Source organism: Bifidobacterium simiiventris (genome assembly GCF_019331715.1).
GTDB classification, from domain to species: Bacteria; Actinomycetota; Actinomycetes; order Actinomycetales; family Bifidobacteriaceae; genus Bifidobacterium; species Bifidobacterium simiiventris.
On the sequence record NZ_JAHBBG010000012.1, the window covers coordinates 36395 to 61753 of the forward strand.

12 protein-coding genes are annotated in these 25359 nt (G+C 64.6%); 10 read left to right on the top strand and 2 right to left on the bottom strand.

Annotated elements, in window-relative coordinates; genetic code table 11:
• Positions 1 to 332 precede the first annotated feature (332 nt).
• From KIH76_RS09735 to KIH76_RS09760, 6 genes are all read left to right on the top strand, one after another.
• Complete coding sequence (locus tag KIH76_RS09735) at positions 333 to 1676, top strand: extracellular solute-binding protein (protein WP_214374087.1); 1344 nt, start codon at positions 333 to 335, stop codon at positions 1674 to 1676.
• 374 nt (positions 1677 to 2050) lie between these two features.
• A complete protein-coding gene (locus KIH76_RS09740) occupies positions 2051 to 3430 on the top strand; it encodes a carbohydrate ABC transporter permease (protein WP_219070528.1) in 1380 nt (459 codons plus the stop codon).
• A complete protein-coding gene (locus KIH76_RS09745; protein ID WP_219070510.1) occupies positions 3427 to 4323 on the top strand; it encodes a sugar ABC transporter permease in 897 nt (298 codons plus the stop codon). Before KIH76_RS09740 ends, KIH76_RS09745 begins: the two co-directional genes overlap by 4 nt.
• 555 nt (positions 4324 to 4878) lie before the next feature.
• Positions 4879 to 6996, top strand: coding sequence for a type I pullulanase (gene pulA / locus KIH76_RS09750; protein ID WP_219070512.1), 2118 nt, complete (start codon positions 4879 to 4881; stop codon positions 6994 to 6996).
• A gap of 13 nt (positions 6997 to 7009) precedes the next feature.
• Positions 7010 to 7831 (top strand): HAD family hydrolase, encoded by an 822-nt coding sequence (locus KIH76_RS09755; protein WP_219070515.1) that lies wholly within the window; start codon positions 7010 to 7012, stop codon positions 7829 to 7831.
• Positions 7832 to 7950: 119 nt separating this feature from the next.
• Positions 7951 to 8724 (top strand): TraX family protein, encoded by a 774-nt coding sequence (locus KIH76_RS09760; RefSeq protein ID WP_219070517.1) that lies wholly within the window; start codon positions 7951 to 7953, stop codon positions 8722 to 8724.
• A gap of 476 nt (positions 8725 to 9200) precedes the next feature.
• Here the strand turns inward: KIH76_RS09760 and KIH76_RS09765 are convergent, their stop codons facing one another.
• Positions 9201 to 10220: a LacI family DNA-binding transcriptional regulator gene (locus tag KIH76_RS09765; protein ID WP_219070519.1), complete on the bottom strand. Its 1020-nt coding sequence runs from the start codon at positions 10218 to 10220 to the stop codon at positions 9201 to 9203.
• 423 nt (positions 10221 to 10643) lie between these two features.
• Here KIH76_RS09765 and pulA (KIH76_RS09770) point away from each other — a divergent pair, with 423 nt between their 5' ends.
• Both pulA (KIH76_RS09770) and phoA read left to right on the top strand, forming a co-directional pair.
• Positions 10644 to 16109, top strand: coding sequence for a type I pullulanase (gene pulA / locus KIH76_RS09770; RefSeq protein ID WP_236036965.1), 5466 nt, complete (start codon positions 10644 to 10646; stop codon positions 16107 to 16109).
• Positions 16110 to 16439: 330 nt separating this feature from the next.
• Entirely contained in the window at positions 16440 to 18665 is a 2226-nt protein-coding gene (gene phoA / locus KIH76_RS09775) for an alkaline phosphatase (protein ID WP_219070520.1), read from the top strand.
• Positions 18666 to 18815: 150 nt separating this feature from the next.
• Here phoA and tgt read toward each other — a convergent pair whose 3' ends face one another.
• Entirely contained in the window at positions 18816 to 20141 is a 1326-nt protein-coding gene (gene tgt, locus KIH76_RS09780) for a tRNA guanosine(34) transglycosylase Tgt (RefSeq protein WP_219070521.1), read from the bottom strand.
• A gap of 227 nt (positions 20142 to 20368) precedes the next feature.
• On the opposite strand from tgt, the gene KIH76_RS09785 reads away from it, so the two are divergent.
• Both KIH76_RS09785 and KIH76_RS09790 read left to right on the top strand, forming a co-directional pair.
• Entirely contained in the window at positions 20369 to 22477 is a 2109-nt protein-coding gene (locus KIH76_RS09785) for a S1C family serine protease (RefSeq protein WP_214372725.1), read from the top strand.
• A 503-nt stretch (positions 22478 to 22980) separates the two neighbouring features.
• On the top strand, positions 22981 to 25317 hold the full coding sequence (locus KIH76_RS09790; protein WP_214372723.1) for a heavy metal translocating P-type ATPase: 2337 nt from the start codon (positions 22981 to 22983) through the stop codon (positions 25315 to 25317).
• The last annotated feature ends 42 nt before the right edge of the window (positions 25318 to 25359 follow it).

Sequence of the window (25359 nt, forward strand, 5' to 3'; positions counted from 1 at the left end):
GCTTCGCTCGAAATGACAAGCGGGGGAGGGGGTGTGGGGGGCTTCGGCGTGTTGCGTTTGGGTCATGACTGCAATCCTTTGCAATTCTTGCGGTTTAGCGTTATCAATGACATCGTTTGTCGTAAATAATTTTGCCACGAATTGCCAACGTTTGCAAAACCGTGCTATAGTAATAACCACTGATGCACTGCAAGGGAGTTGCACGAGGAACGCATTAGCCGTGAGAATCACGCCGATGTGAACGTATGCAATACCTAGCTCTGCAAAAGGGCTGCAACGTATGCAGTGCATAAGAGAAAACGCAACGATGTAAGTAAAGGAAAGGAAGATCGATGAAGATCAATTGGAAGAAGGCTATCGGCCTTACTGCTGCCGCCTCCATGCTGCTGCCGCTCGCCGCGTGCGGCGGCGAGACCGCCAACAACGCCGGCGGCGAGAACAAGACCTCCGGCACCACCGAGGTCACCCTGAGCGTCTGGGCCCCGCAGGAAGACCAGGCCAAGGGCAAGGACGGTTCCGAGTCCTGGCTGGCCCAGGTCGAGAAGAAGTTCGAAGAGGCCCACCCGGACTACAAGATCACGTGGAAGAACGACGTCGTCTCCGAAGCCGACGCGTCCAAGACCGTGATCGGCGATCCGGCCGCCGCCGCCGACGTCTACATGTTCGCGAACGATCAGCTGGGCACGCTGGTCAAGGCCGGCGCCATCGGCGAGCTGGGCGAGAACGAGGCCAAGCAGGTCAAGGAGCAGAACTCCCAGGTCCTCGTCTATTCCGTGACCGGCACCGACGGCAAGCTCTACGGCGTGCCGTACACCGCCAACACCTGGTTCATGTACTACGACTCCTCCGTCTTCTCCGCGGACGACGTCAAGAACTGGGACACCATGCTTTCCAAGGCCGCCGTCTCCTTCCCGATGACCAACGGTTGGAACATGGCCTCGTGGTTCACCAAGTCCGCCGACCTGACCTTCTTCGGCGACAACTCCAACCCGACCGACGCCTCCAAGGGCGTCTCCGTCGACGTCGACAAGCTCACCGCAACGACCAAGTACCTCGTCAACATGGCCAACAACGCCAACTTCATCAACGATGACGACACCTCCGGCATGGACAACCTGAAGGCCGGCAAGGTCCACGCCTACTTCTCCGGCACGTGGAACGCCTCCGCCGTCAAGGACATCCTCGCCCCCGACAAGGATGAGGACGGCAAGGCCGACTTCGACCACTACGCCGCCGCGCAGCTGCCGAAGTTCACCGTGGACGGCCAGGAGTACCAGATGGACGCCTTCGCCGGTTCCAAGGCCGTCGCCTACAACCCGAACGCCAAGAACACCAAGGTCGCTTCCCAGTTCGCCGCCTTCCTCGGCTCCGCCGACGCCCAGAAGCTCCACTGGGATCTGCGCGGCGTGGTGCCGTCCGACAACTCCCTCGCCGACTACGAGGGCAACGGCTCCGACTTCGGCTCCATCGCCAAGGACCCGGCCGCCCAGGCCCAGATCAACACCATCGCCAACACCTCCATCCTGCAGCCGTCCATCGCGGCCATGAATGAGTGGTGGGACCCGGCCAAGGCCTACGGCGCTTCCATCGTGAACAAGGAAACCACCGTCGACAACGCCGCCCAGAAGGCCGCCGACTTCGCCAAGCTGCTTGCCGCGATGACGAAGACCGAATGATCGTGATCGCCGCCGGTCCCACACGCAACACAGACTCTGGTCCGGCGGCAATCATCCAAACAACACATAACTGAACATCCCCTCCCAGCCGAGGGGAACCAACTCTTGAGGGTCCGATAAGGTACGCCACTGCGGAGCGGATGTCACGAAACCGCGCAACCGCTCCGCAGCCTCAACCAACACAGCGGTTTCATCCAAAACTTACCTCTCCTCCTTCTCCTCCATTGCCGACAGAGTCCGGGCGCTGAATATGGTTCGGCACCCGGGCTTTATCGGTTCTACGGGGTTATGACGAAGGGGGATGACGCAAACGTAAACGATACAAGGAGAGGCGGTAGGGTTTCATGACAACGGCAACCCTTTCCCCGCGGGAGATGAAGCGGCGCAAGCGAATGGGCGCCGACTACGTGGCTCCTTCGCCGTATTCGGTGAAGGCCGCGCTGACCCAGGGCGACGTGCTGACCAAGCTGTCGGCGGTCGTGTTCGGTCTGGGCAACCTCGCGCACAAGCAAATCGTCAAGGGCCTGCTCCTGCTGGCCGGCGAGATCGCGTTCATCGCGTTCATGGTCACCAGTGGCGCGGGCTATCTCAGCAAGCTGCCGAGCCTGGGCACGCAGAAGCAGGGCAAGGTGCTCGTCGACGGCTACTGGGAGTACACCGCCGGCGACAACTCGGTCATCATCCTGCTGTACGGCGTGTGCTCGATCGTCGCGATCATCGCGTTCGTCTACCTGTGGACGCTCTCGCTGCGCTGCGCGTACAAGGCCGAATGCCTCGCCAAGGCCAACGACGGCAAGGTGCCGTCCTTGATGGACGACATCGCCACCCTCAAGGACGCCAAGGCGCACGAACTGCTTATGTTCCTGCCGACGCTCGGCATCCTCATCTTCACCGTGCTGCCGCTGATCTTCATGATCTCGATGGCGTTCACGAACTACGATCACAGCAACGTCGTCCTGTTCGACTGGGTCGGCCTCGACACGTTCAAGCAGGTGTTCTCGGGCGGCGCGGGCGCCACCGTCAACGCGCAGCTGTTCGTGCAGGTGCTCGTCTGGACGCTCGTGTGGGCGTTCTTCGCCACCTTCCTCAACTTCTTCTTCGGCATGTTCTTCGCGATGATCATCAACCGCAAGACCACCCGCTTCAAGGGCTTCTGGCGCGCGGTGTTCTCCATGTCGATCGCCGTACCGCAGTTCGTCTCGCTGCTGGTCATGCGCACCATGCTGCGCCAGCAGGGCATCATCAACCGCATGCTCGAATCCGCCGGCCTGATCGACGCGCCGCTGCCGTTCCTGACCGACGCGACGTGGGCGCGCGTCACCGTCATCGTGATCAACCTGTGGATCGGCATCCCGTACACGATCATGCAGATCACCGGCATCCTGCAGAACATTCCGGCCGATCTGTACGAGGCCGCGCGCATCGACGGCGCGAACTGGTGGCAGATCTTCGTCAAGATCACCATGCCGTACATCTTCTTCGTCCTCACGCCGTACCTGATCACGACGTTCACCGGCAACGTGAACAACTTCAACGTGATCTACCTGCTGACGGCAGGCGACCCGGTGCCGGTCGGCGCGTCCGCCGGCAAGACCGACCTGCTCATCACCTGGCTGTACAAGCTGACGGTCGACAAGGGCGACTACAACCTCGGTGCCGTGATCGGCATCATGACCTTCATCGTGCTCGCGGTGGTGTCGCTCATCACCTACCGCAGCTCCGGTTCCTACAAGAATGAGGAGGGATTCCGGTGAGTAATCACAGCATTCAGAAGGATCAATCGCATAGCCTGCTTCACGACGCGCGCAAGCGCCGCATCCTCGGCGACGTGCTGGCCCACCTGTTCCTCGCCGTGATGGCGGTCATCTGGATCATCCCGGTCGTGTGGGTGTTCGCGGAAAGCTTCAACCAGGACAAGTCGCCGTCGCAGAGCTCCTTCTTCCCGAAGGCGTACACGCTCGACAACTACATCGAACTGTTCACCGACCGCACGGTCATGAACTTCCCGCGCATGTACATGAACACGCTGATCGTCGCGTGCTTCGTGTGCGTGATCTCGATCTTCTTCGTGCTCTCCGTGGCGTACTGCATGAGCCGTCTGCGCTTCCGTACGCGCAAGACGTTCATGAACGTGGTGCTGATCCTCGGCATGTTCCCGGGCATCATGGCCGTGACCGCCATCTACTTCATTTTGAAGGCCATGGGCCTGACCGAGGGCAACACGTCGATCATCGCGCTGATCCTCGTATACTCGGCTGGCACCGGCGCGGGCTTCTACGTGATGAAGGGCTTCATGGACACGATCCCGACCTCGCTCGACGAGGCCGCGATGCTCGACGGCTGCACCCGTCTGCAGGTGTTCTACAAGATCATCATCCCGATCTGCAAGCCCATGATCGTCTACCAGGCCATCATCGGCTTCCTGACCCCGTGGCTCGACTTCGTGATGGCGAAGGTCATCTGCCGCACGCAGACGAACTACACCGTCTCGCTCGGCCTGTGGCTGATGCTGCAGAAGGAGTACATCAACAACTGGTTCGCGAAGTTCGCGGCCGGCGCGGTGCTCGTCTCGATCCCGATCGCGATCCTGTTCATCGTGATGCAGCGCTTCTACCAGGAGTCGATGTCGGGTTCCGTCAAGGGCTGAGCCGTGACGGACAGTCCAGTGGACTGTCCGTAGGCTCAGCCTGAGCGAGCCGATAGGCGAGCGAGGGCAGCATTGAGTCCGAGCGTAGCGAGGTCCGCTGTTGCAGCGCCGCAGGCGACGCGTAAAGAAGCCTCAGCCCGAGCCGAGTCCTCCAAGATTGTCATTTCGAGCGAGGCGTAGCCGAGTCGAGAAATCTTACGAAACCGTTGTGCTGTGGAAGATTTCTCCGCTCGCTGCGCTCGGTCGAAATGACAGGGGAGCGTGTCGGCTTGGTCGAAATGACAGGGGGCGCGCTCGTCCAGTCGAAATGACGGGGTGATGCGCTATTCGTCCGACCGCGCCGGCAAACGCCGACGACCCACTAGCAATCCCAAGGCTCCTCTCTCCGTGGGGAGCTGCTGAGCGACAATAGCCGGAAGTAAAAGTAGAGTTCACACGCATAGCCGCTTTCGGTTGCGTCTCGCTCGGCGGCTCCCTCCGGGGAGGGGAGCCTTGTCATGTCTTGGCGCATATCATCGGCGCACATATCCGCATACCTTACGAAAGGAAACCACGATGGAGCAGCTTGTTGACGCCCCGGCCGTGGCCGCAGGCACGCCCGCCGAGCAGGCGCAGCCGTGCCCGGACTACCCGGTTTACACTGGCGACGACCTCGGTGCGTTCCCGGATGCTTCCGGCACCACGTTCCGCGTCTGGGCGCCGAGCGCCAGCGGTGTCACGCTGCGCCTGTTCACCAGTGGTTCCGCGGTCGAGGACGCTGCGAACGCCATCACCGATCATGACGGTGTCCACGCGCCCGGCCGCACTCCCGACCGTGCCGTTGCCAACGATGGCATGACCGCGGCCGACGAAACCGGTCCGATCGCATCCGTCGATCCGACCGAAACGCACGAACTGACCCCGGGCGCGAACGACACATGGCTCGTGCGCTGCGACGGCGTCGGCCACGGCACCTACTACGACTATCTCGTCCGCTTCGCCGACGGCACGATCAACCGCACCGCCGACCCGTGGGCGCGCGCGGCCGGCGTGAACGGCCGTCGCAGCATGGTCGTCGACCTTGCCCAAACCAATCCGGACGGCTGGGAACGCGACGCCCGTCCGCACACCCCCGCCAGCGATCTGGTCATCTGGGAAACACACATCGGCGACTTCAGCAACGATCCGCACAGCGGCATCCCCGCCGACCATCGCGGCACCTATCTCGCGTTCACTGACAACGACAGCAGCGTTGACAACGCTGGCAAGTTCCCGACCTGTGTCGCGTATCTCAAACGGCTCGGCATCACCGCGGTCCAGCTCATGCCGTTCTACGACTACGGTTCGATCGACGAATCACTGCCGCGCACCGACCCGAAGCACGGCTTCAACTGGGGCTACGACCCGCTCAACTACAACGTGCCGGAAGGCTCGTACAGCACCGACCCGTTCCACGGCGAGGTTCGCATCCGCGAATGCAAGCAGATGATCCAGGCGCTGCACGCGGCCGGCATCAAGGTCATCATGGACGTGGTCTACAACCACATGTTCTCGACCGACAACTGGTTCGAGCGGATGATCCCCGGCTACGCGCTGCGCCGCCGCGCCGACGGCAGCTTCGCGAACGGCTCGGCCTGCTCGAACGACGTGGCCTCCGAGCGCGCGATGATGCGCAAGTACATCGTCGATTCGGCCGTGTACTGGGCGAGCGAATACCATATCGATGGCTTCCGCTTCGACCTGATGGGCCTGATCGACGTGGACACGATGAATGCGGTGCGCGCGGCGCTCGATGCGCTGCCGGACGGCGCGAGCATCCTCATGCACGGCGAACCGTGGGCGGCCGGCCAGACCGCGCTGCCGGCCGGCGTCGTGCTCGCCGATAAGCGCGGCATGCCGTACCTCGACCCGCGCATCGGCGCGTTCTGCGACTCGACGCGCGACGCGGTGCGCGGCCACATCTTCTACCACTGGGTGCCCGGTTACCTGACCGGCGCGGCCGCCGACTACGCCGAGGACATCCGCCACGCCGAGAACGGCTGGCGTGGCACCAAGCACGAGACCGCAAGCGTGGCGCAGGTCATCCAGTACGTGTCCGCGCACGACGACCTGACCTTGTGGGACAAGCTGTGCGCGGTCATGCGCCGCATGCCGAACGAGACCGACTACTCGGCCGATGACCCGTCGTGCGCGGATCTCATGCGTGCGAACCGGCTGGCCGCGGGCATCGTGTTCTCGGCGGCCGGCGTGCCGTTCCTGCTCGGCGGCGAGGAGTTCGCGCGCACCAAGCACGGCAACTCCGACTCGTACTGCAGCCCGGCTTCGCTCAACCAGCTTGACTGGCGGCGCGCGGAACGTTTCAGCTCGCTGGTCGACCATTACGCGGCGCTGATCCGGCTGCGGCGCGGCAATCCCGCGTACTTTGGCGGCGCGCGCATGATCGTGCCGCGCGTTGACGAGACGGTCGTGTTCCGCGTGGGCGACGACTGTATCGCGATCAACCCGACCGCGAAGACGCAGCTGCAACTGACGGTTGATCTGGAGAAGACCGGCCCGTACGGCGAACTGTCGCCGATCGCGCCGGACGAATGGTCGTGCGTGTACTGCTCCTCGCCGGACGCGCCGACCGCGGTGGAGAACCGGCGGCTGTCGCTGCCGCCGTACAGCTTCACCGTCTGGCGGCGCAAGCGTTGAAAGGTGTTGGCTTATGCGATACGACGCGGTGCTGTTCGATCTGTACGGCACGTTGGTGGACATCCGAACCGACGAATGGTCCGATGACGCGTGGAGCGCGTTGCGCGACGGTCTGATTTCGGTGGAGTCCGACCGCGGCCCGAGCTGGGGCGGCGGTCGCGGCTCACTGTTCGCGGACGTGTCGGCGGACGCGCATGCGGCCGTGTCCGGGCGGGCCTCGTGGCGAGATTGCGACGCCGCGACGGTGCGCGACGTGTTCAACAAGGTCGCCGCGCCGATCCGGGCCGAGGCGGTCGCGTCATACGGCAAATGGGCGGAACCCGACCTGCTGCCGGTGTATGCGCAGATGGCCGGCGTCGGCATCTCGGCGCAGGCTTCGCGTCTGGCGTGGACGTTCCGCCAGGCCAGCACCCGCAAGCTGCGGCTGTATCCGGGTGCGTTGCAACTGTTGGGGGACTTACACAAGGCCGGTCTGCGCGTGGTGCTCGTGAGCAACGCGCAGGCCTGCTATACGAGGCCCGAACTGCTGAAGCTCGGCCTGAACCACGTGTTCGACCGCATCGTCATCTCCAGCGAGGAGGGCGTGCGCAAGCCATCACCCGAGATCTATCAGCGCGCGCTGGCTCGCGAGGGGCTGCGGCCGGAACGCGCGGTCATGATCGGCAACGACGAACGGGCCGACATCATCGGCGCGCGGTCTGCCGGTATCGATGGCATCTATCTGCGCACCGAGATCTCCCCGTCCGACGATCCGACCGTGAGTTCCTACGCGTTGCAATCGTTCGCAGGCGCCGACTATGCTGGAGTCCTGCGGTTTCTCGGGATACGTCGCTGACCGTCGTACGCGTCGTACGTTGCGTTGCGCCGTATCCTGCAACGGAAGCCGTCCGAGACCGCCGATGCGTGCCGCGAACGGCATGCGCGAGGCACGCCGATTGCGAGGGAAAGGCAACCATGAACGACATCGAGATGGCGAAGATCCGGCGCGAATCCGGCGAGACCAGACGGCGCAGGGGATTGAGCGTATTCCGACTCAAGGTGATCGGCGCGGTGTTCATGGCACTGTCGGTTGCGTCCACCACCGTCATCCCGCTGATTTTCGGCGCGCCCGCCGCGGATAACATGACCGGTCTGACCGCCGCGGTCGTGTGCGAGGTCGCGTCGTGGTGCGCGGTGCCGATCTATTCGTGGCTGGTCTACAACGGCTGGAAGCACACGCGCAACCGTATGCAGTATGCGGGCCGTCTGTTCGTCGTCGCGATGCTGGCCGGATTGCCGTACGACAAGATCATGACCGGGCATTGGTTCGATGCGCACACGCACAACCCGGTGTGGGGACTGTTCTTCGCGTACGTGGTGCTGGTGGCGGTCGACTGGATCGCGCGGCACTACGCGGGCGCGGTACGTTGGGTGATGACCGTGGCACTGATCCTCGCGGGCGTACTGTGGAACGTGATGCTGCAGATTGGCGTGAGCCAGCGGGTGATGTACACGGGCGTGCTGGCCTTGGCGTTCGTGCTGGTGTTCTACTTCCTGAGCGCACATGAGAACACGATGATGTTCACCGCCGGTCTGCTTGGTGCGGTGATGTGCATCACGCCGGGCATCGGCGTGGCGTTCCTGCACTACCGCAACGACCGGCTCGGCTACGAGCAGCCATGGGCGAAGTGGGTGTTCTACGCGCTCTACCCGGCGATGCTGCTGCTTGGCGCGCTACTGACGCTGTGACCGATCGGTGGCGGCTAGGTCTTCCCGGTGCGCCGTCCCTTCCCGGGCTTACGGCCGTTCCGAGGTGTCAAACCGGCCGTAAGCCCGGGAAGGGACGGTTCTGATGTGGCCTGTTCCCGGGCTTACGGCCTGTTCGGGTTGTGATAACGGCCGTAAGCCCGGGGATGATGGTTGGTTGGGCCAGTTCCGGAGACCCCTTCCCGGGCATAAGGCCAGTTTGAGGGGCCGGGGAGGCCTTAAGCCCGGGAAGGGATGGGTGTTGGGTCAGTCCTGGGGTGCTCTTCCCGGGCATACGGCCGGTTTGGAAGGATAAAACGGCCGTAAGCCCGGGGATGATGGTTGGTTGAGCCGGTTCCGGAGTCCTCTTCCCGGGCATATGGCCGTTTCGAGGGGTCGGAACGGCCTTAAGCCCGGGAAGAGACGGCCCCGGTAGGTCGGTAGAGGGCTAGTTCGGGGCGGCCCTGATAGGGGTGCGGTCAGCCCTGGTATGGGGCGTCGGTGCCGCGCAGCACGAGCTGGGCGTCGACCACCTCGTGCGGGGTGGTCAGCGGCTCGCCGTTGATGAGCTTGAGCGCCTTCGTGGCGGCCGTGCGGCCCATGCCGTACGGATCCTGGCGCATGGTCGTCAGGTTGATCGTGTCGGAGTAAGGGCTGTCGTCGAAGCCGACGATCGAGTAGTCGCGCGGGGTCAGATGGCCGTAGCGGCCGAGCTTGATGACCAGCGGGATCGCCATCATGTCCATCTGGCAGCAGATCGCGTCCGGGAACTCGTCGAGCGCGAGCAGCGCGGACAGCGCGGAGTCGGCGAACGACGGGCCGCGCGGCACCGTGAGCACCTGCCAGTTGATGTCGTGCTTGTCCTGCGCGTCCTCGCAGGCGCGGATGAAGCCGCGGGCGCGCGAGTCGATCGATGAGCTCATGGTCGCCGCCTCGGAGCATGGGTAGACAATGCGCTTGTGACCAAGGCTAATGAGGTGCTGCGTGGCCGTGTACATGCCCTTCTCGTCGTCGATGCTTACGGTCGCATCGAATCCCTCGAGCGACGGCGTGTTGATGCCGATGATCGGCACATGAATACGTTTGAGCTGTTCGACTTCATGCGGGTCGATGGCGAACGACGCGACGAACACCGCGTCGACGTTGCGACGGACCGGCAGCTCGCTGAAGAACTCATGTCGGTTCTCCGCGGTGTCGATGTGCTGGAACAGCGAGATGTCGTAGCCGGCCGGGTGCATGAGCGACTCGATGCCGGCGAACACCTGCGTGTTGAACCAGCTGGTGATCTCCTCGTTCATGAGCATCGCGACGCGGTAGGTCTGCCCGGACTTGAGCGCGGTGGCCGAACGGGAGATGTTGAAGTCGAGTTTGTCGGCGATCTCCAGGACCTTGCGGCGGGTCTTCGCCGAGACCAGTTCCGGCCGTGTGAACGAGCGCGAGACGGTGGAGATGGAAACGCCGGCCGCCTTGGCTACCTCGTAGATGTCTGCTTTACTCACTGTGCCCTCCAAACCGGTTGGTATCGCTGACGTTGTATACCGCCGACGTCCATCGTCAGGCAATCTACCCGTTGCGCGGTATGCCATATCACTATTGGTTCTATCATACACTGCAAACGTTATCGACGCTTTCATTGATGTCAGTGGTCGCGTTGTGGTACGCTGAGCGAGACGATCATTTGCGAACGTATGCAGATGGCAAGAGAAAATTCGGCCTTGGATTTTCCCTTGCGATCTTTTGCAAAAGAGATGCAAACGTTGTCAAGACAAGGGGCGCGACGATCGGCCCGGGGCGACCCGGAACACCGATCGAAACAGCCGGTTCGGCAGAACAGCCGGACCGGGAATCCCCGGGACGAAGGAATCACCTTCGGCACTCGGCTGTGCCGGAACGGGACTCAAGGATGAGATGAAAGGAAGCACATGGTCGCACGACGATTCAGTTCGTTCGCCAAACGCACTGCCGCGATAGGCATTGCGGTGGCGATGTCCGCGACGACGGTGGCAGTGATGCCGGCGTTCGCGGACGAGACCGGCACCGCGGGGCAGTCCGCGCAAACGGTCAAGACCATCCAAACGAACGCGCAGGCCGCGAAGGCCGGAGAGAAGGACGTGATCGCCATCGCGTTCCAGACCAACTGGAACTCCGTGGCCAAGGAATGTACCGAAGTATACGGCCCCGAAGGCGTGGGCTACGTGCAGATCTCCCCGCCGCTGGAAACCATCCAGGGTACCGAGTGGTGGACCTCGTACCAGCCGGTGAGCTACAAGTTCGACTCCAAGCTGGGCACCGAGGCCGAACTCAAGACCATGATCAAGGTGTGCAACGCGGCCGGCGTCCAGGTCATCGCCGACGCGGTCATCAACCACACCACCGGCGTCGACCGCGGCACCGGCACCGGCGTCGCCGGCAGCACGTTCGACTCGAACGGCAACTTCCCCGAAATCCCGTACACCAAGGAAAACTTCCACGACTGCACCAAGAACATCGGCGACTACACCAACGCCGACGAGGTCCAGAACTGCCGTCTGACCGGCCTGCAGGATCTCGACACCAGCCAGGAATACGTGCAGGACAAGCTCGCCGACTACATGAACCGTCTGCTGCAGCTCGGCGTCTACGGCTTCCGCGTCGACGCAGTCAAGCACATCGCCAACAAGGACGTGGCCGCGATCAAGGCCAAGCTCGCCGAAAAGTCCGGCCGCAACGCCGACGACATCTTCTTCGAGCAGGAAGTCATTGGCAACGCGAGCGAGGCCGCCGCCATCCAGCCGAGCAACTACGTCGGCAACGGCAAGGTCTCCGAATTCAACTACAACGCGCACCTGTCCGCCGCGTTCGCGTCCGACATCACCAGCGACGCCAAGGGCCTCGGCAAGATCGGCGGCAACGGCTGGCTGACCTCCGACCAGGCGGCCGTGTGGGTCACCAACTGGGACACCGAGCGCAACTCGTCCGCGATCACGTACAAGAAGGGCTCGAAGTACCTGCTGGCGAACGCGTTCATGCTCGCGTACAACTACGGCCAGCCGCACATCTACTCCGGCTACTACTTCGACAACAACGACGACGGCGCGCCGGGCGCGACCGACACGAGCGTGCCGGACATGGTCTGCCCGACCGACGGTTCGATGACGCCGGGCACGTGGCAGTGCGCCGACCGCTGGACCGCGATCCGCGGCATGATCGGCTTCCACAACGCGGTCAACGGCACCGACGTGAACAACTGGAAGGCGTACGACAGCAACGTGCTCGGCTTCGGCCGCGGCAACGTCGGCTATCTTGCGCTCAACAACAGCGCGAAGGATTCGACGCAGACGTTCACGACGTCGCTGCCGGCCGGCGAGTACTGCAACGTGTACGCGACCGGCGATTGCTCGCAGACCGTCACGGTCAACGCGGACGGCACGTTCGACGCGACGCTCGCGGCGAACTCGGCCATCGCGATCTACGCCGGCGCGACCAAGGACAGCTGGACCGGCACCGCAAAGTCCGATCCGTCCGATCCCGACCTGACCGTCAACGACGAGGCCGCGAAGGCCGCCACCGACACGAGCCGCACCGTCTACTACAAGCTCCCCGACGGTTGGACGCAGGCGTACATCCACTATGGCATCAACAACTGGGCCGAGATGGGCCACGAGCTGATGGAGGACGCCGGCAACGGCTGGGTCAAGTACACGGTCGACCCGAAGGGCCAGTCGTTTGAATACGTATTCACCGATGACAACGGTAGCTGGGACAACCCGAACGGCGGCGGCAACTACACCGCGCAGGGCCACTGGACCGCAGTCGCGAACCACGAGGCCAACGCCGGCGTGCCGGAGGACGTGAATGCCTACCAGCCCAAGACCAAGGTCGTCGTGCACTACAAGCCGGCGGATGGCGACACCGTCGCCGACCGCGGCGTGTACATGTGGGGCACCGACAAAGACGGCAAGTCGATCGCGGCCGGCTGGCACGCGTTCACCGGCGAGGACTCGTACGGCAAGGTGTTCGAGACGACCATCGACGGCGCGTACGAGGCCGACAAGATCGGCGTGATCGTGACCACCGAAGGCTGGGACAAGGTCGGCGGCGACCGTCTGATCGACGGCTCGACCGGCACGGCCGAGATCTGGGTCGACGGTTCCGCCCCCGACACGACGCTGACCGCCGCTCCGGAAGGCTATGCCAAGGCCGCCGACACGATCAACGTGACCATCCACTACCACCGTCTCGCCGACGACTACGCGAGCGAGGACGGCATGAAGGCGTGGGACATCTGGGGTTGGGCCGACGGCGTCAACGGCGCCGCCTACCCGTTCACGTCCCACGACGACTACGGCCTGACCGCCAAGTACACGCTCAAGGGCGGCGCCATGAGCGTGCCGCAGTTCATCGTGCGCTACGGCGGCGACGGCTGGGAAGCCAAGGACCCGGACGACAACAACCGCACCATCCCGCAGTCCGCGATCACGCTGAACGACGACGGCACGGCGAACGCCGAGATCTGGGTCGTGCAGGGCGACCCGACGATCTACACCAACGGCACGCTGTACAACGCGGCCGGCACGATCGTCTCCGCGTCGATGACCGACTTCACGACCATCACCGCGAAGCTCAACAAGTCGATCGCCGCCGAGGATCTCGCCTCCAAGGTGTCCCTCGATGGCGCGAAGATCAAGGACGTGAAGGCCGACGGCAACACCGTCACCATCACCACTGCCGAGGAGCTGAGCGTGACCAAGCCGTACACCGTAACGATCGAGGGTTACGGCACCCAGTCCGTCTCGCTCGGTGCGATCGTTCGCAGCGACGCATTCGATGCAAAGTATGCATACGATGGCGATGATCTCGGCGCGAACTACACGGCCGGCAAGACCACGTTCAAGCTGTGGGCGCCGACCGCGACCAAGGTCACGCTGCGCACGTACCGCGACTCCACCGATCCGAACGCCGAACAGACCGACGCGGTCACGCTCGACCAGTCCGGCGACAAGGGCGTGTGGACGTTCCCCGTCAAGGGCGATCTCAAGGATTACGCCTACGACTACGAGCTGACCTTCGCCGACGGCACGGTCAACACGTCCCCCGACCCGTACGCGACCGCCGCCGTGGCGAACGGCGAGCGTTCCGTCGTCCTGTCCGACGAGGAGAAGGGCGACGCGGGCGACCGCATGCCGGCGTTCAGCAAGTCGACCGATGCGATCGTCACCGAAGCGAACGTTCGCGACATGACGATCTCGCCGACCTCCGGCGTCTCCGCCGACAAGCGCGGCAAGTACCTCGGCTTCGTCGAGGAGGGCACCACGGTCGACGGCAAGGCCGGCGCGGCGTCCACCGGCATCGACTACTTGAAGTCGCTCGGCGTGACCCACGTGCAGATCCTGCCGGTGTTCGACTACGGTTCCGTGGACGAGACCGGCGACCTGAGCTACAACGCGGCCGGCGCGCAGAACTGGGGCTATGATCCGGAGAACTACAACGTGCCGGAAGGCTCGTACTCCTCCGATCCGACCGACCCGGCCGCGCGCGTGACCGAGATGAAGCAGATGGTCAAGGGGCTGCACAAGAACGGCCTGCGCGTCGTGATGGACGTCGTGTACAACCACGTCTACAACGCGAGCGAGCACGCCTTCAACAAGACCGTCCCCGGCTACTACTTCCGTTACGACGCGAACGGCAACCTGACCAACGGTTCCGGCTGCGGCAACGACGTGGCCTCCGAACGCGCGATGGCCCGCAAGTACATCGTCGACTCGGTCACGTACTGGGCGAAGGCGTACAACGTCGACGGCTTCCGCTTCGACCTCATGGGCCTCATCGACCAGACCACGATGAAGGAGGTCCGCGCGGCGCTCGACAAGATCGACCCGAGCATCCTCGTCATCGGCGAAGGCTGGGACATGACCGACGCGATCGGCGACCAGGAGACCACCCAGCCCAATGCCAGCAAGGTGCCGGGCGTGGCGTTCTTCAACGACTCGCTGCGTGACGCGATCAAGGGCAGCGTGTTCTCCGACGAGGACACCGGCTTCGTGACCGGCAAGGCCGGCAAGGAGAACCTCATCGCGACCAACGTGCTCGGCTGCAACAACGCCCGCGAAGGCATCGACGACACCGGCCACTGCAACAACGGCACGGCGGATACCAACTACGGCGGCGCCGACCAGGTCGTGCAGTACGTCGAGATCCACGACAACCTCACGCTGTACGACAAGCTCGTCAAGAGTGCGCCGGCCGACAGCGAGGAGACCCGTCTCGCGCGCGCCAAGCTCGCCGACTCGCTGATCTTCCTGTCGCAGGGCATCACCGACATGCAGTTCGGCCAGGAGTTCCTGCGCACCAAGGGTGGCAACGGCAACAGCTACAACGCGGGCGACGCGGTCAACGCGATCGACTGGAACCGCGTGGTCGAGCAGTCCGACTCGGTCGACTACGTTCGCGGCCTGATCGCGCTGCGCAAGGCGATCGGCAACCTGCACCTGAGCTCGTACGACGACATCGCGGCGAACATGACTGTGCTGCAGCAGTCCGACGGCGTGGTCGCGTACCAGCTCAAGGACGGCGACGACACGTACGTGGTGATCTTCAACGCGAACGAGGATGCTGCGACAGTGGCCGCCGTGCCGGCTGGCAAGTACACGACGCTTGCCGCCGACGGCAAGGTGACGCTCGAGGACGGCGCTAAGGTGACCGTGGGCGCGGACGGCTACCAGGCCGGTGCTCTGGCGGCGACCGTGCTCAAGACGGTCGCGAAGGACGACGGCGGGGACACGCCGGTCGACCCGACGCCGGACCCGGATCCGACGCCCGATCCCGAGCCGACCCCGGATCCCGAGCCGACCCCGGATCCCGAGCCGGAACCCACTCCGGATCCCGACAAGCCGGGCACCGACGATGGCGATGGCACGGATAAACCGGGTACCGACGATGGCGACGCCGATGACAACACCAAGCCGGGCGACGATGCGAACAAGCCGTCTGACGGTGACGACGACGCCGACAAGCCGGGCACCGATACCGACAAGCCGACCGACGGCGACCAGGATGATACGGATGACTCGAACAAGCCGTCCGATCAGCCGACCACTCCGGATGATGCGAACAAGCCGTCCACGGATGACTCGAACAAGCCGACCACGGACGACGCGAACAAGCCATCGACCGACCAGTCGGACGACAAGCAGTCCGGCACCGATCAGTCCGACGGCAAGCAGCAGGCGGGCAGCAAGTCCGACTCCGGCAAGACCGACGGCAAGCAGACCGAAGCCAACGGCCAGAAGTCCGAAGGCCAGAAGGTCGCCGACACCGGCGTCTCGATCGTGAGCGCGCTCGCGATCACGCTGATGCTGGCGCTCGCCGGATCCGCCACCTTCCTCTTCACCAAGACCGAAGAGGATTGATCGCCGCGCGGTGCAAACCGCATAGTGGCTAGATGAATTGCCCCGCTGAGACCACTCTCGGCGGGGCAATTTCATGAGCGGGCAGACGATATGCACCGCGGAGAAGAAGCCGACGCGCCAAAACGACATGACGTGTTCAACCGGGGTTCGTGTTGATGTCGACCTGGCGTTGCTTCGCGGCGATAGCGTCGGACGCGGAACTACCGGTATGGGGGTTCTCCAACGGAACCGGATGGGGGAAACGAAGTTCGATTTCGGGGGAAGGTTCAGGCGGCCGCCGCACGGATACGACAATGATGCGGCCCACGCCATGAATGGAAGAAGATCCATATGAATATGAAGCAAGTCGCGAAAGGCGCCATCGCCGCGCTGACCTCCGTGGCCGCGCTCGGCGCGCTGACCGCCCCGGCTCTCGCCACGGACGGCGCCGGCGTCGATGTGCTCTCGCAGCACGGCGGCGCACAGCGCATCGCCGGCGTGTACGGCAACGCCAAGGCCAAGAACGTCATTCTGTTCATCGGCGACGGCATGGGAGACTCCGAAATCACCGTGGCCCGCAACTACCTGCACGGCGTGAACGGCTCCTTCGACGGCCTCGACAAGATCGGTCAGCCGAACCTCAACCCCGGCGTCGAAACCGGCGTCGGCCAGTACACCACCTTCTCGCTGGGCAACAACTCCGGCGACTCGCTCATGGCCAAGGACAAGAGCGGCAACCTCGCCGGCTCCACCACGGCCGGCGTGATCACCCCCGTCACCGACTCTTCCGCCTCCGGCTCCGGCTGGTCGACCGGCACCAAGACCTACAACAACGCGGTCGACGTCGACGTCAAGGGCAACCCGCAGCTCAACCTCATCGAACTCGCGAAGGCCGCCGGCAAGGCCACCGGCAACGTGACCACCGCCGAAATCCAGGACGCCACCCCGGCCGTCCTCGAATCGCACTCCACCGAGCGCGCCTGCTACGGCCCGCAAGGCAAGTGGGACGGCAAGACCGACACCAACGGCGACGGCAAGATCGATCCGGCCACCGACGGCAACCAGGCCAAGAACTGCCTCGCCAACCAGCTCAAGGCGAACGGCGGCATCGGCTCCATCTCCGAGCAGCTGCTCGACACCCGCGCCGACGTGACCATCGGCGGCGGCTCCAAGTACTTCAACCAGTTCGGCCTCGACGGCAAGACCCTGTGGGAGCAGGCCAAGGACCGTGGCTTCCAGACCGTCGAATCCGGTGACATCGCCGGCTTCAAGGCCCTGAAGGAAGCCGACCAGAGCAAGCCGGTCCTCGCGCTGCTCGGCGACGGCAACCTGCCGACCCAGTTCAACCCGTCCGTCGCCACCAAGTACAGCGCAGATAAGGACGCGAACCCGACCGTCTGCACCCCGAACGACAAGTGGCTCGGCAACCAGGGCGCCTCGCTCGCCGACTTCACCAACAAGGCCATCGACCTGCTGTCCGCCAACCCGAACGGCGCCAAGAACGGCTACTTCCTGCAGGTCGAGGGCGCGTCCATCGACAAGCAGGACCACAACGCCAACGCCTGCGGCCAGATCGGTGAGACCGACGACCTCGACAAGGCCATCTCCGCCGCGCTCGCCAAGGTCGACCTGAGCAACACGCTCGTCATCGTGACCGCCGACCACGCGCACACTTCGCAGATCGTCGAAGCCCAGCCGTACTACGCGCTGAGCACCGTGCTCAAGAACCACGACGGCTCCAAGACCGTCATCTCCTACGGCACCTCCGACGAGCCGGTCTACCAGGACGAGAACGGCGACCCGATCGACAACGACGAGTACACGCAGGGCGAGAACGGCGACGCCGACACCGATAAGAAATTCGACGGTGCTCAGGGCAACATGAGCCACACCGGCACGCAGCTGCGCATCGCCGCCTCCGGCCCGAGCGCGTCCCGCGTGGACGGCCTGACCGACCAGACCGACAACTTCTACACCATCGCCAACGCACTGGGCCTCGCGGCCGACACCGACGCCCAGAAGGCGCTGTCCGACAGCGCCAAGGTCGAGGTCAAGAAGAGCGCCGACGGCAAGTACTTCGCCGAGGCCAACGGCTTCAACGGCGACGCGGTGCTTTCCTACAAGCTGACCGACAAGGCCTCCGGCAAGGTCGTGGCCCAGTCCGCCGACAACGACACCAACAAGACCCCGGTCGCCGGCGTGCGCGTCGCCACCGCACAGACCACCGAGATCACGCTGCCGGCCGACTTCACCCCGGCCGAGGGCGCGAACTACACGCTCACCGTGACCGGTCGCCAGTCCGGCAAGGCCGTGGCCGTCGACTTCGCCGGCCAGAAGGCCTCCGCCGAGCAGCAGCCGGGCGTTGAACCGAACAACGGCGGCGCTCAGGGCCAGCAGAACGGCCAGTCCGGCAAGACCGACGCCAAGGGCAACCAGACCGTCGCCAGCGGCGAGGTCAAGAACCCGGCCGCGCCGCTGAGCAAGACCGGTTCCGCGGTGCTCGGCATCGCGCTGCTGGTGCTTGCGCTCGGTGCCGGCGCGCTGTGCATCCGGTTCGCCAAGTCCAGCCGTCGCTGAACGATCGGCTGACCGACTGATCACCCAATAACGATCGGGTCGTGGCCTTTCCGACAAGGGAAGGTCACGACCCGATTTCGTATATGCGTCGCCGTTGCCGAGTCGTGCTGTATCCGTACGGACATGACCGGCGCGACCTGTGCGGGATGATCAGCCGCGTGATCCGTTCGCGTAGAACCGTGCGAGCGTGGCGTCGCGGAACTCGTCGAAGTAGCCGCCGTCGATCGAAGCGCGGATGTCGTCGAGCAGCTTGATGAAGAAGTGCTCGTTGTGGATCGTCGCCAGCGTGAACCCGTTGAACTCGCGGGCGCGCAGCAGATGATCGACGTACGAGCGCGAGTAGTGCGTGCAGGTGTAGCAGTCGCAGCCCTCCTCAAGCGGTCCGAAATCGGACTTGAACTCGGCGCGCTTAACGTTGTACCGCCCGTCGCGCGTGAAGATCGCGCCGTTGCGACCGCAGCGCGCCGGCGCCACGCAGTCGAACGTGTCGCCGCCGTTCTCCACGCACGCGAAGATGTCGTCCACCGCCGCGATGCCGAGCACGTGACGCGGCCGGCTTTCCGGCATCGCATCGCAGATCCACGCGCAGGTCTCGCCGATGATCCGCTTCTCGATCGCGCCGCCGATGCCTACGCCGTCGAAGTCCAGCGAGGCGATCTGCTCGGCCGCATGCCGGCGCAGATCCTCGTAGTTCGCGCCCTGCACCACGCCGTACAACGCCTGATACGGTTTGCCGAGCCGTGCCTCGGTCAGTCGCTGATGTTCCGCGACGCACCGCTGCGCCCAGCGGTACGTGCGTTCCACGGACCGTTCCTGATACGAGCGCGTGTTCATCAACGTGGTCAGCTCGTCGAACGCGAACATGATATCCGCGCCGATCTTGTGCTGGATGCCCATCGAGATCTCCGCGCTGAACCGGTGCAGCGAACCGTTGAGCGGCGACTTGAACGTCACGCCATCCTCGTCCACGAATGCGAGCCGTTCCTTGCCGTCCGCGATCACGTCGTCCGACTTCATGCCGGTCACGTCCATCGCCAGCGTCTTCTTGAATCCCGCGCCGAGCGAAAGTACCTGGAAACCGCCCGAATCGGTGAACGTCGGGCCGTCCCAGTTCATGAACTTCGCAAGACCGCCGGCGGCGTCAAGCACGTCCTCGCCGGGCCGCTCGTACAGGTGGAAGGCGTTCGACAGCATGCACTGCGCGCCCTCCGCCTTCATCGTTTCCGGCAGCACGGCCTTCATCGCGGCCTGCGTGGCGACCGGCACGAACGCGGGCGTGTGGATGTCGCCGTGCGGCGTGTGCAGGATGCCGGTGCGGCCGTATCGCGCGCCGCCGCGGCCCTTGCCGTTCGCCGCATCGGGCAGTCGGGTGATCGTCTCGAAGCTGAATGCGCTGCGGTCGCCGGGTTTGCCGGGCTGCGCGCCGCGCGGATGATCCACAAGGTTCGTCTGATTCGTGTCCGCAAGATTCGTCATGTGATTCACTCTAGGCGAAGCCCATAACGGACGTGCGGAATGGCTGATTTCGTCGGTATTCCAAGCTGCCGGAGTCTCCTTCACGAAGCCGGAAGCAAACTGTTGCGTTTCTTCCAACGAACATTCAGGAAACTTCCAGAGCAAGTATCTTTACTCTTAGGTAGCAGTTCACCGGGAGGCGCGACATGATACGCGCGCGCCCGGCAAACAACGTTTAAGGAGCAGCAATGGCTGAAGAGAACAACAACGACTGGCGTGCCCAGACCGGCAGCCAGCCTGCGCAAGGGGACGCGCAGCAGGCCGCGCCGGTGAACGACGGCCAGACCGCCCCGATCCAGACTTCCGCGGCGGGCGATGCCGGCGGACAGCCGACCGTCACGCTGCCGACGACCCCCGACGCGACGCCCGCGTCGCTGAGCGAGACGACGCCGATCGAACCGCTGACCGGCACGTTCTCGCACGTGCCGTCCACGACATCCGAATCCGCGCCGACGGCCCCGACCGCGTCCGCGTCGTCCGACGATACGCCGAACTACGCGGCGGCGGCCGGCGAAAGCACGGTCGTCTCGTCCGCGCCGACGTCGCAGCCGGCCGGCGATCAGCCGTCGAATGAGCAGCCGACCCAGCAGTACCGTCCGGCACCGGAATACGGTGCGTACGGTCCGACCCCGACCGTGCAACCCGGACAGGGCGGCGCTCAGCCCGTCGGTCAGAACGCGCAGCAGCCGTCCGGCCAGCCGCAGCAGAACCAGCCGTTCGGCGGTCTGTTCGGCAATCCGTTCGGGCAGAACCCGACCAACGGCCAGACCGAATCCAACCAGCAGAACGCCGGCCGCAATCCGTTCGGCAACCCGTTCCTCGCCGGTCAGAACCAGACCAACCAGACCAACGCGGCCCCGAACGCGGGCCAGCAGCCGGCCAACGGCCAGCAGCCGCCGTTCCCGCCGTACGGCAATCCGTTCGGCCCGGCCAACGGCCAGCCCGGTCAGCCCGGCGCCCCTGCCGCCAAGACCGGTTCCAAGACCGCCAGCGGCGTGGTCATCGCGGTCGTCGCTGCGCTCGTCTCCGCTGCGCTGTGCCTCGGCGTCGGCTATTACGGTCTGACCAACGGCTGGGTCACCATCCCGAACTCCAGCTCGCTGGCCAACGTCAACTCCAACAAGTCCGGCTCCGGTTCGGCCACCACCAAGAGCGGCGAGGCCGTCGACTGGTCGTCCGTGGCGTCGAGCGTGTCCGACTCCGTCGTTTCCATCACGACCACGCTGTCGAACGGCACTGCCAAGGGCTCCGGCGCAATCCTCGACACCGAGGGCCACATCGTCACCAACAACCACGTGATCTCCGGCGCGCAGTCCATCGCCGTCACGCTGGCCAACGGTAACATGTACAGCGCGAAGGTCGTCGGCACCGACACCACCACCGATCTTGCGGTCATCAAGCTCGACAATCCGCCGAGCGACCTCAAGGCCGTTGAATTCGCCGATTCCGACAAGCTTGCGGTCGGCGAGGCCGTGATGGCCATCGGCAACCCGCTCGGCTACGACGACACCGCCACCACCGGCATCGTCTCCGCGCTCAACCGCCCGGTGACCGTGACCGACGACAACAACAATCAGATCGTCACCAACGCCGTGCAGATCGACGCGGCCATCAACCCGGGCAACTCGGGCGGCCCGACGTTCAACGGCGCCGGCCAGGTGATCGGCATCAACTCGTCCATCGCGTCCACCGCCACCTCGTCCGAATCGGCCGGCTCGATCGGCATCGGCTTCGCGATCCCGGCGAATCTCGTCAAGCGAGTCGCCGATGAGATCATCAAGGACGGTTCCGTCACGCACGTCGCGCTCGGCATCACCGTGACCACCGACACCGTGACCGCGGACGGCGTGACTCGTTCCGGCGCGAAGATCACGCAGCCGTCCAGCGGCGGCTCCGCGGTCGTCTCCGGCGGCCCGGCCGACAAGGCGGGACTCAAGGCCGGTGACACGATCGTGGCGTTCAACGGCAACGCGGTCAACAGCCACTATGCGCTGCTCGGTTTCGTGCGCGCCTCGGCGCTCGGCGACAAGGTGACGCTCACCATCGTGCGCGACGGCAAGACCATGGACGTCGACGTGACGCTTGATCAGGAGGAGTCCTCGGTCAATGGCTCCAGCTCGTCGAACGGTTCGTCCAACGGCAACTCCAACGGCAACTCCGGCGGATCCGATGGATCCAATGGGTATGGCAACGGTTCCAACGGATACGGCAACGGATCCGACGGCAACTCGAATGGCAACAATGACGGCGGCACGGGCGACGACGGCGGGTTCTCCGATCCGTTCGGCCTGTGGTGATCGGCCTGTGTCAGATCGATCGGTGTGGGCGTGACCTAGCCTGAATCAATCGATCCGGCCCGTCTGAACGGCCGTAAGTCAACAGTAACGTGATGGTTCTGTTGACTTACGGCCGTTTTTCGTATGGGAGGCGGCCGTAAGTCAACATGATCACGATGCTGATGTTGAGTTACGGTCTTTTTTGCGTGTGCGGACGGTCGTAAGTCAACAGGAGTGTGGCGATCGTGTTGACTTACGGTCGTTTTGGATGACGGGCTCGGGCGGATGCCGACGGAGTCGGGTGCCGGTGAAGTCGCGGGGCTCCGGCATGATGAGAAGCGATAACTGAAGATGTCATTTTTACGCCGTGTATCGGATGATCGCGCCGGGCTCCGCAGTGGAGCGGGCAACGTCGCCGGTGGGTTAACAAGGCGTGACCGAACTGCCGATCGAGGCCGGTCACGCGTCTGCATACCCGCGTCGCCGCCGCGATCGACTCCGTATGCGAGCGTAAGGAGCGTGTGATGAGTGCACTCATCAGTGTTTTTCCCAGATTCTTCCAAGCTGTGCTGCGCATCTGTCGAATGGTGCCGATGCTACCGATTGTGATCGTGGCGGCGATTCCGTTGGCGTTGCTGGGCGAGTGGCGGCCGGTTGGGCTGTCGTTTGTCCGGCTGTCTGTACTGGGCGATCCCGGCGTGGGACAGTGGTTGATCATCGCGCTGGTATTGATCGTTGTGTTCGACACCGTGCGCGGCATGATCGACGATATCCGGCACGGTCAGGTCGGAGTGGATCTACTTGCGGTCGTGGCGATCCTGTCCACCGTGGCGGTGCGCGAGTATTGGGCGAGCTGGGCGGTCATGCTGATGATCGCGTCCGGCGAAGCGATCGAGGAATACGCGCAGGCGAAGGCCGAACACAGCCTGACCGCGCTGATGCAGGCCGCGCCGCAGACCGCGCATGTGGTCGCGCTGCCGGGCGTGGGACGCGGCGACGGGACAGCGGCTGGTGACGGGGACGGAATGCGGCCGGTCGTGTCCGATGACGGATTCCGGCGAGTGAACGAGTCGTCGGGGGATTCCGATGCCTCGGTCGCGCGGCATCTGCGCACCGTGCCGGTCGATCAGGTGCGCGTAGGCGACGTTCTTGTGGTCCTGCCGGGTGAAACCGTGCCGGTCGACGGCGAACTCATGTCCGTGTCGGCTACGCTCGACTTGAGCGCCATCAACGGCGAGCCGGTGCCGCGCGAGGTGTTCGCGGGTGCGCGCGTCATGTCGGGAGCGGTCAACGGTGCGACCGCGATCACCATGCGCGTTACTGCGGTGGCCGCCGATTCACAGTACCAGCGCATCCTGTCTCTCGTATCCTCCGCGCAGGAATCCCGTCCGGCCGTCGTGCGGACCGCCGACCGGCTGGCCGTCCCGTTCACGGTGCTGTCGCTGGTGATCGCGGGCGTTGCGTGGGCGGTGTCAGGCGTGCCGACCCGGTTCGCGCAGGTGCTGGTGCTGGCCACGCCGTGCCCGCTGCTCATCGCCGCGCCGGTCGCGTACATTGCCGGAACCGGGCGGCTCGCGGCGGCCGGTGTGCTCATCAAGACTCAGGATGTGCTCGAACGGCTCGGGCAGGTCACGCAGGTGTTCTTCGACAAAACCGGCACGCTCACGGTCAAGCAGCCGCAGGTCGTGCGTGTGGAGATGTTGCCGGGACTCGAGACGCGGTTGGACGAGGATCACGTGCTCATGATGGCCGGCGTGGTGGAAGGATATTCGGTACACATTCTCTCGCGTGGCATCGCGGCGGCCGGCGAGGCGGCGATGAGGCGGTTGCGGGCGCGGTTTGCGGACGGGCAGCGGGACTGCCCGGACCCCGGGGCGGACGCGTTCGGCCATGGGCGGGATTTGCCGGTCGTGAAGGAGGTTCGGGAGGACGCTGGGCGCGGCGTATCCGGATTGGTGAACGGGCACGCGGTGCGAGTCGGCCGACTGTCGTTCGCGAACGCCCGAGACGACGGATTCCAGCCGGTTGCGGCGGATGATCGTGTTGTGGCGTCCCGGAGGCAGGCGATCGAGCACGAGACGACGGTCGTCGGTGATTCGTCGCGCGACGACGTGGCGATTCGTACGAGGTTCGGCATGCTGGCCCCGGATGAGATGGCGTCGTATGTGTCGATTGACGGGCAGCTGATCGCGCGTATCGTGCTGCGTGACGTGCCGCGTGCGAACGCCCGTGAGGCGTTGGCGCGTCTGCATTCGCTGGGCGTGAGCCGGCTCATTATGCTGACCGGTGACAAGCGGGCTTCCGCTGAGATCATCGCCCGCGAAGTCGGCATCGACGAGGTGCACGCCGAACTGTTCCCGGAGGACAAGGTTGCGGCAGTGCGGGATGCGGGCGGAGCTGCGGAACGTGCCCAGAGCGTTCGGAATGATATGAACGACGCGGGCCTGTCTCATGGTGGGAACAGGAAGTCCGAGCATGACGGTTCCGGCCGGACGCAACGTGGCCGGGCCGCGCGTCCGATCACGATGATGGTGGGCGACGGCGTGAACGACGCGCCCGTCCTCGCCGTCGCAGACATCGGCGTGGCCATGACTGATGGCACGTCCACCGCCGCCTCCCAATCCGCGCAGGTCGTCATCATGAACGATCGTCTCGCCGCCGTGCCGCAAGCCATCGCCATTGCCCGCCGTACCAAGCGCGTCATGCTCCAAGCCGTGCTCCTTGGTCTGGGTCTTGCCCTCATCGGCATGCTCGCCGCCGCCTTCAACCTCATCCCGGTCGTCGTCGGCGCTTTCCTCCAAGAAGTCATCGACGTCGTCTCCATCCTCTGGGCCCTCACCGCCCTCCTGGACCGGGACTGATTTTTGGAGGAAATAGCCCGGGTGTGGGCTCTTACGATCCCT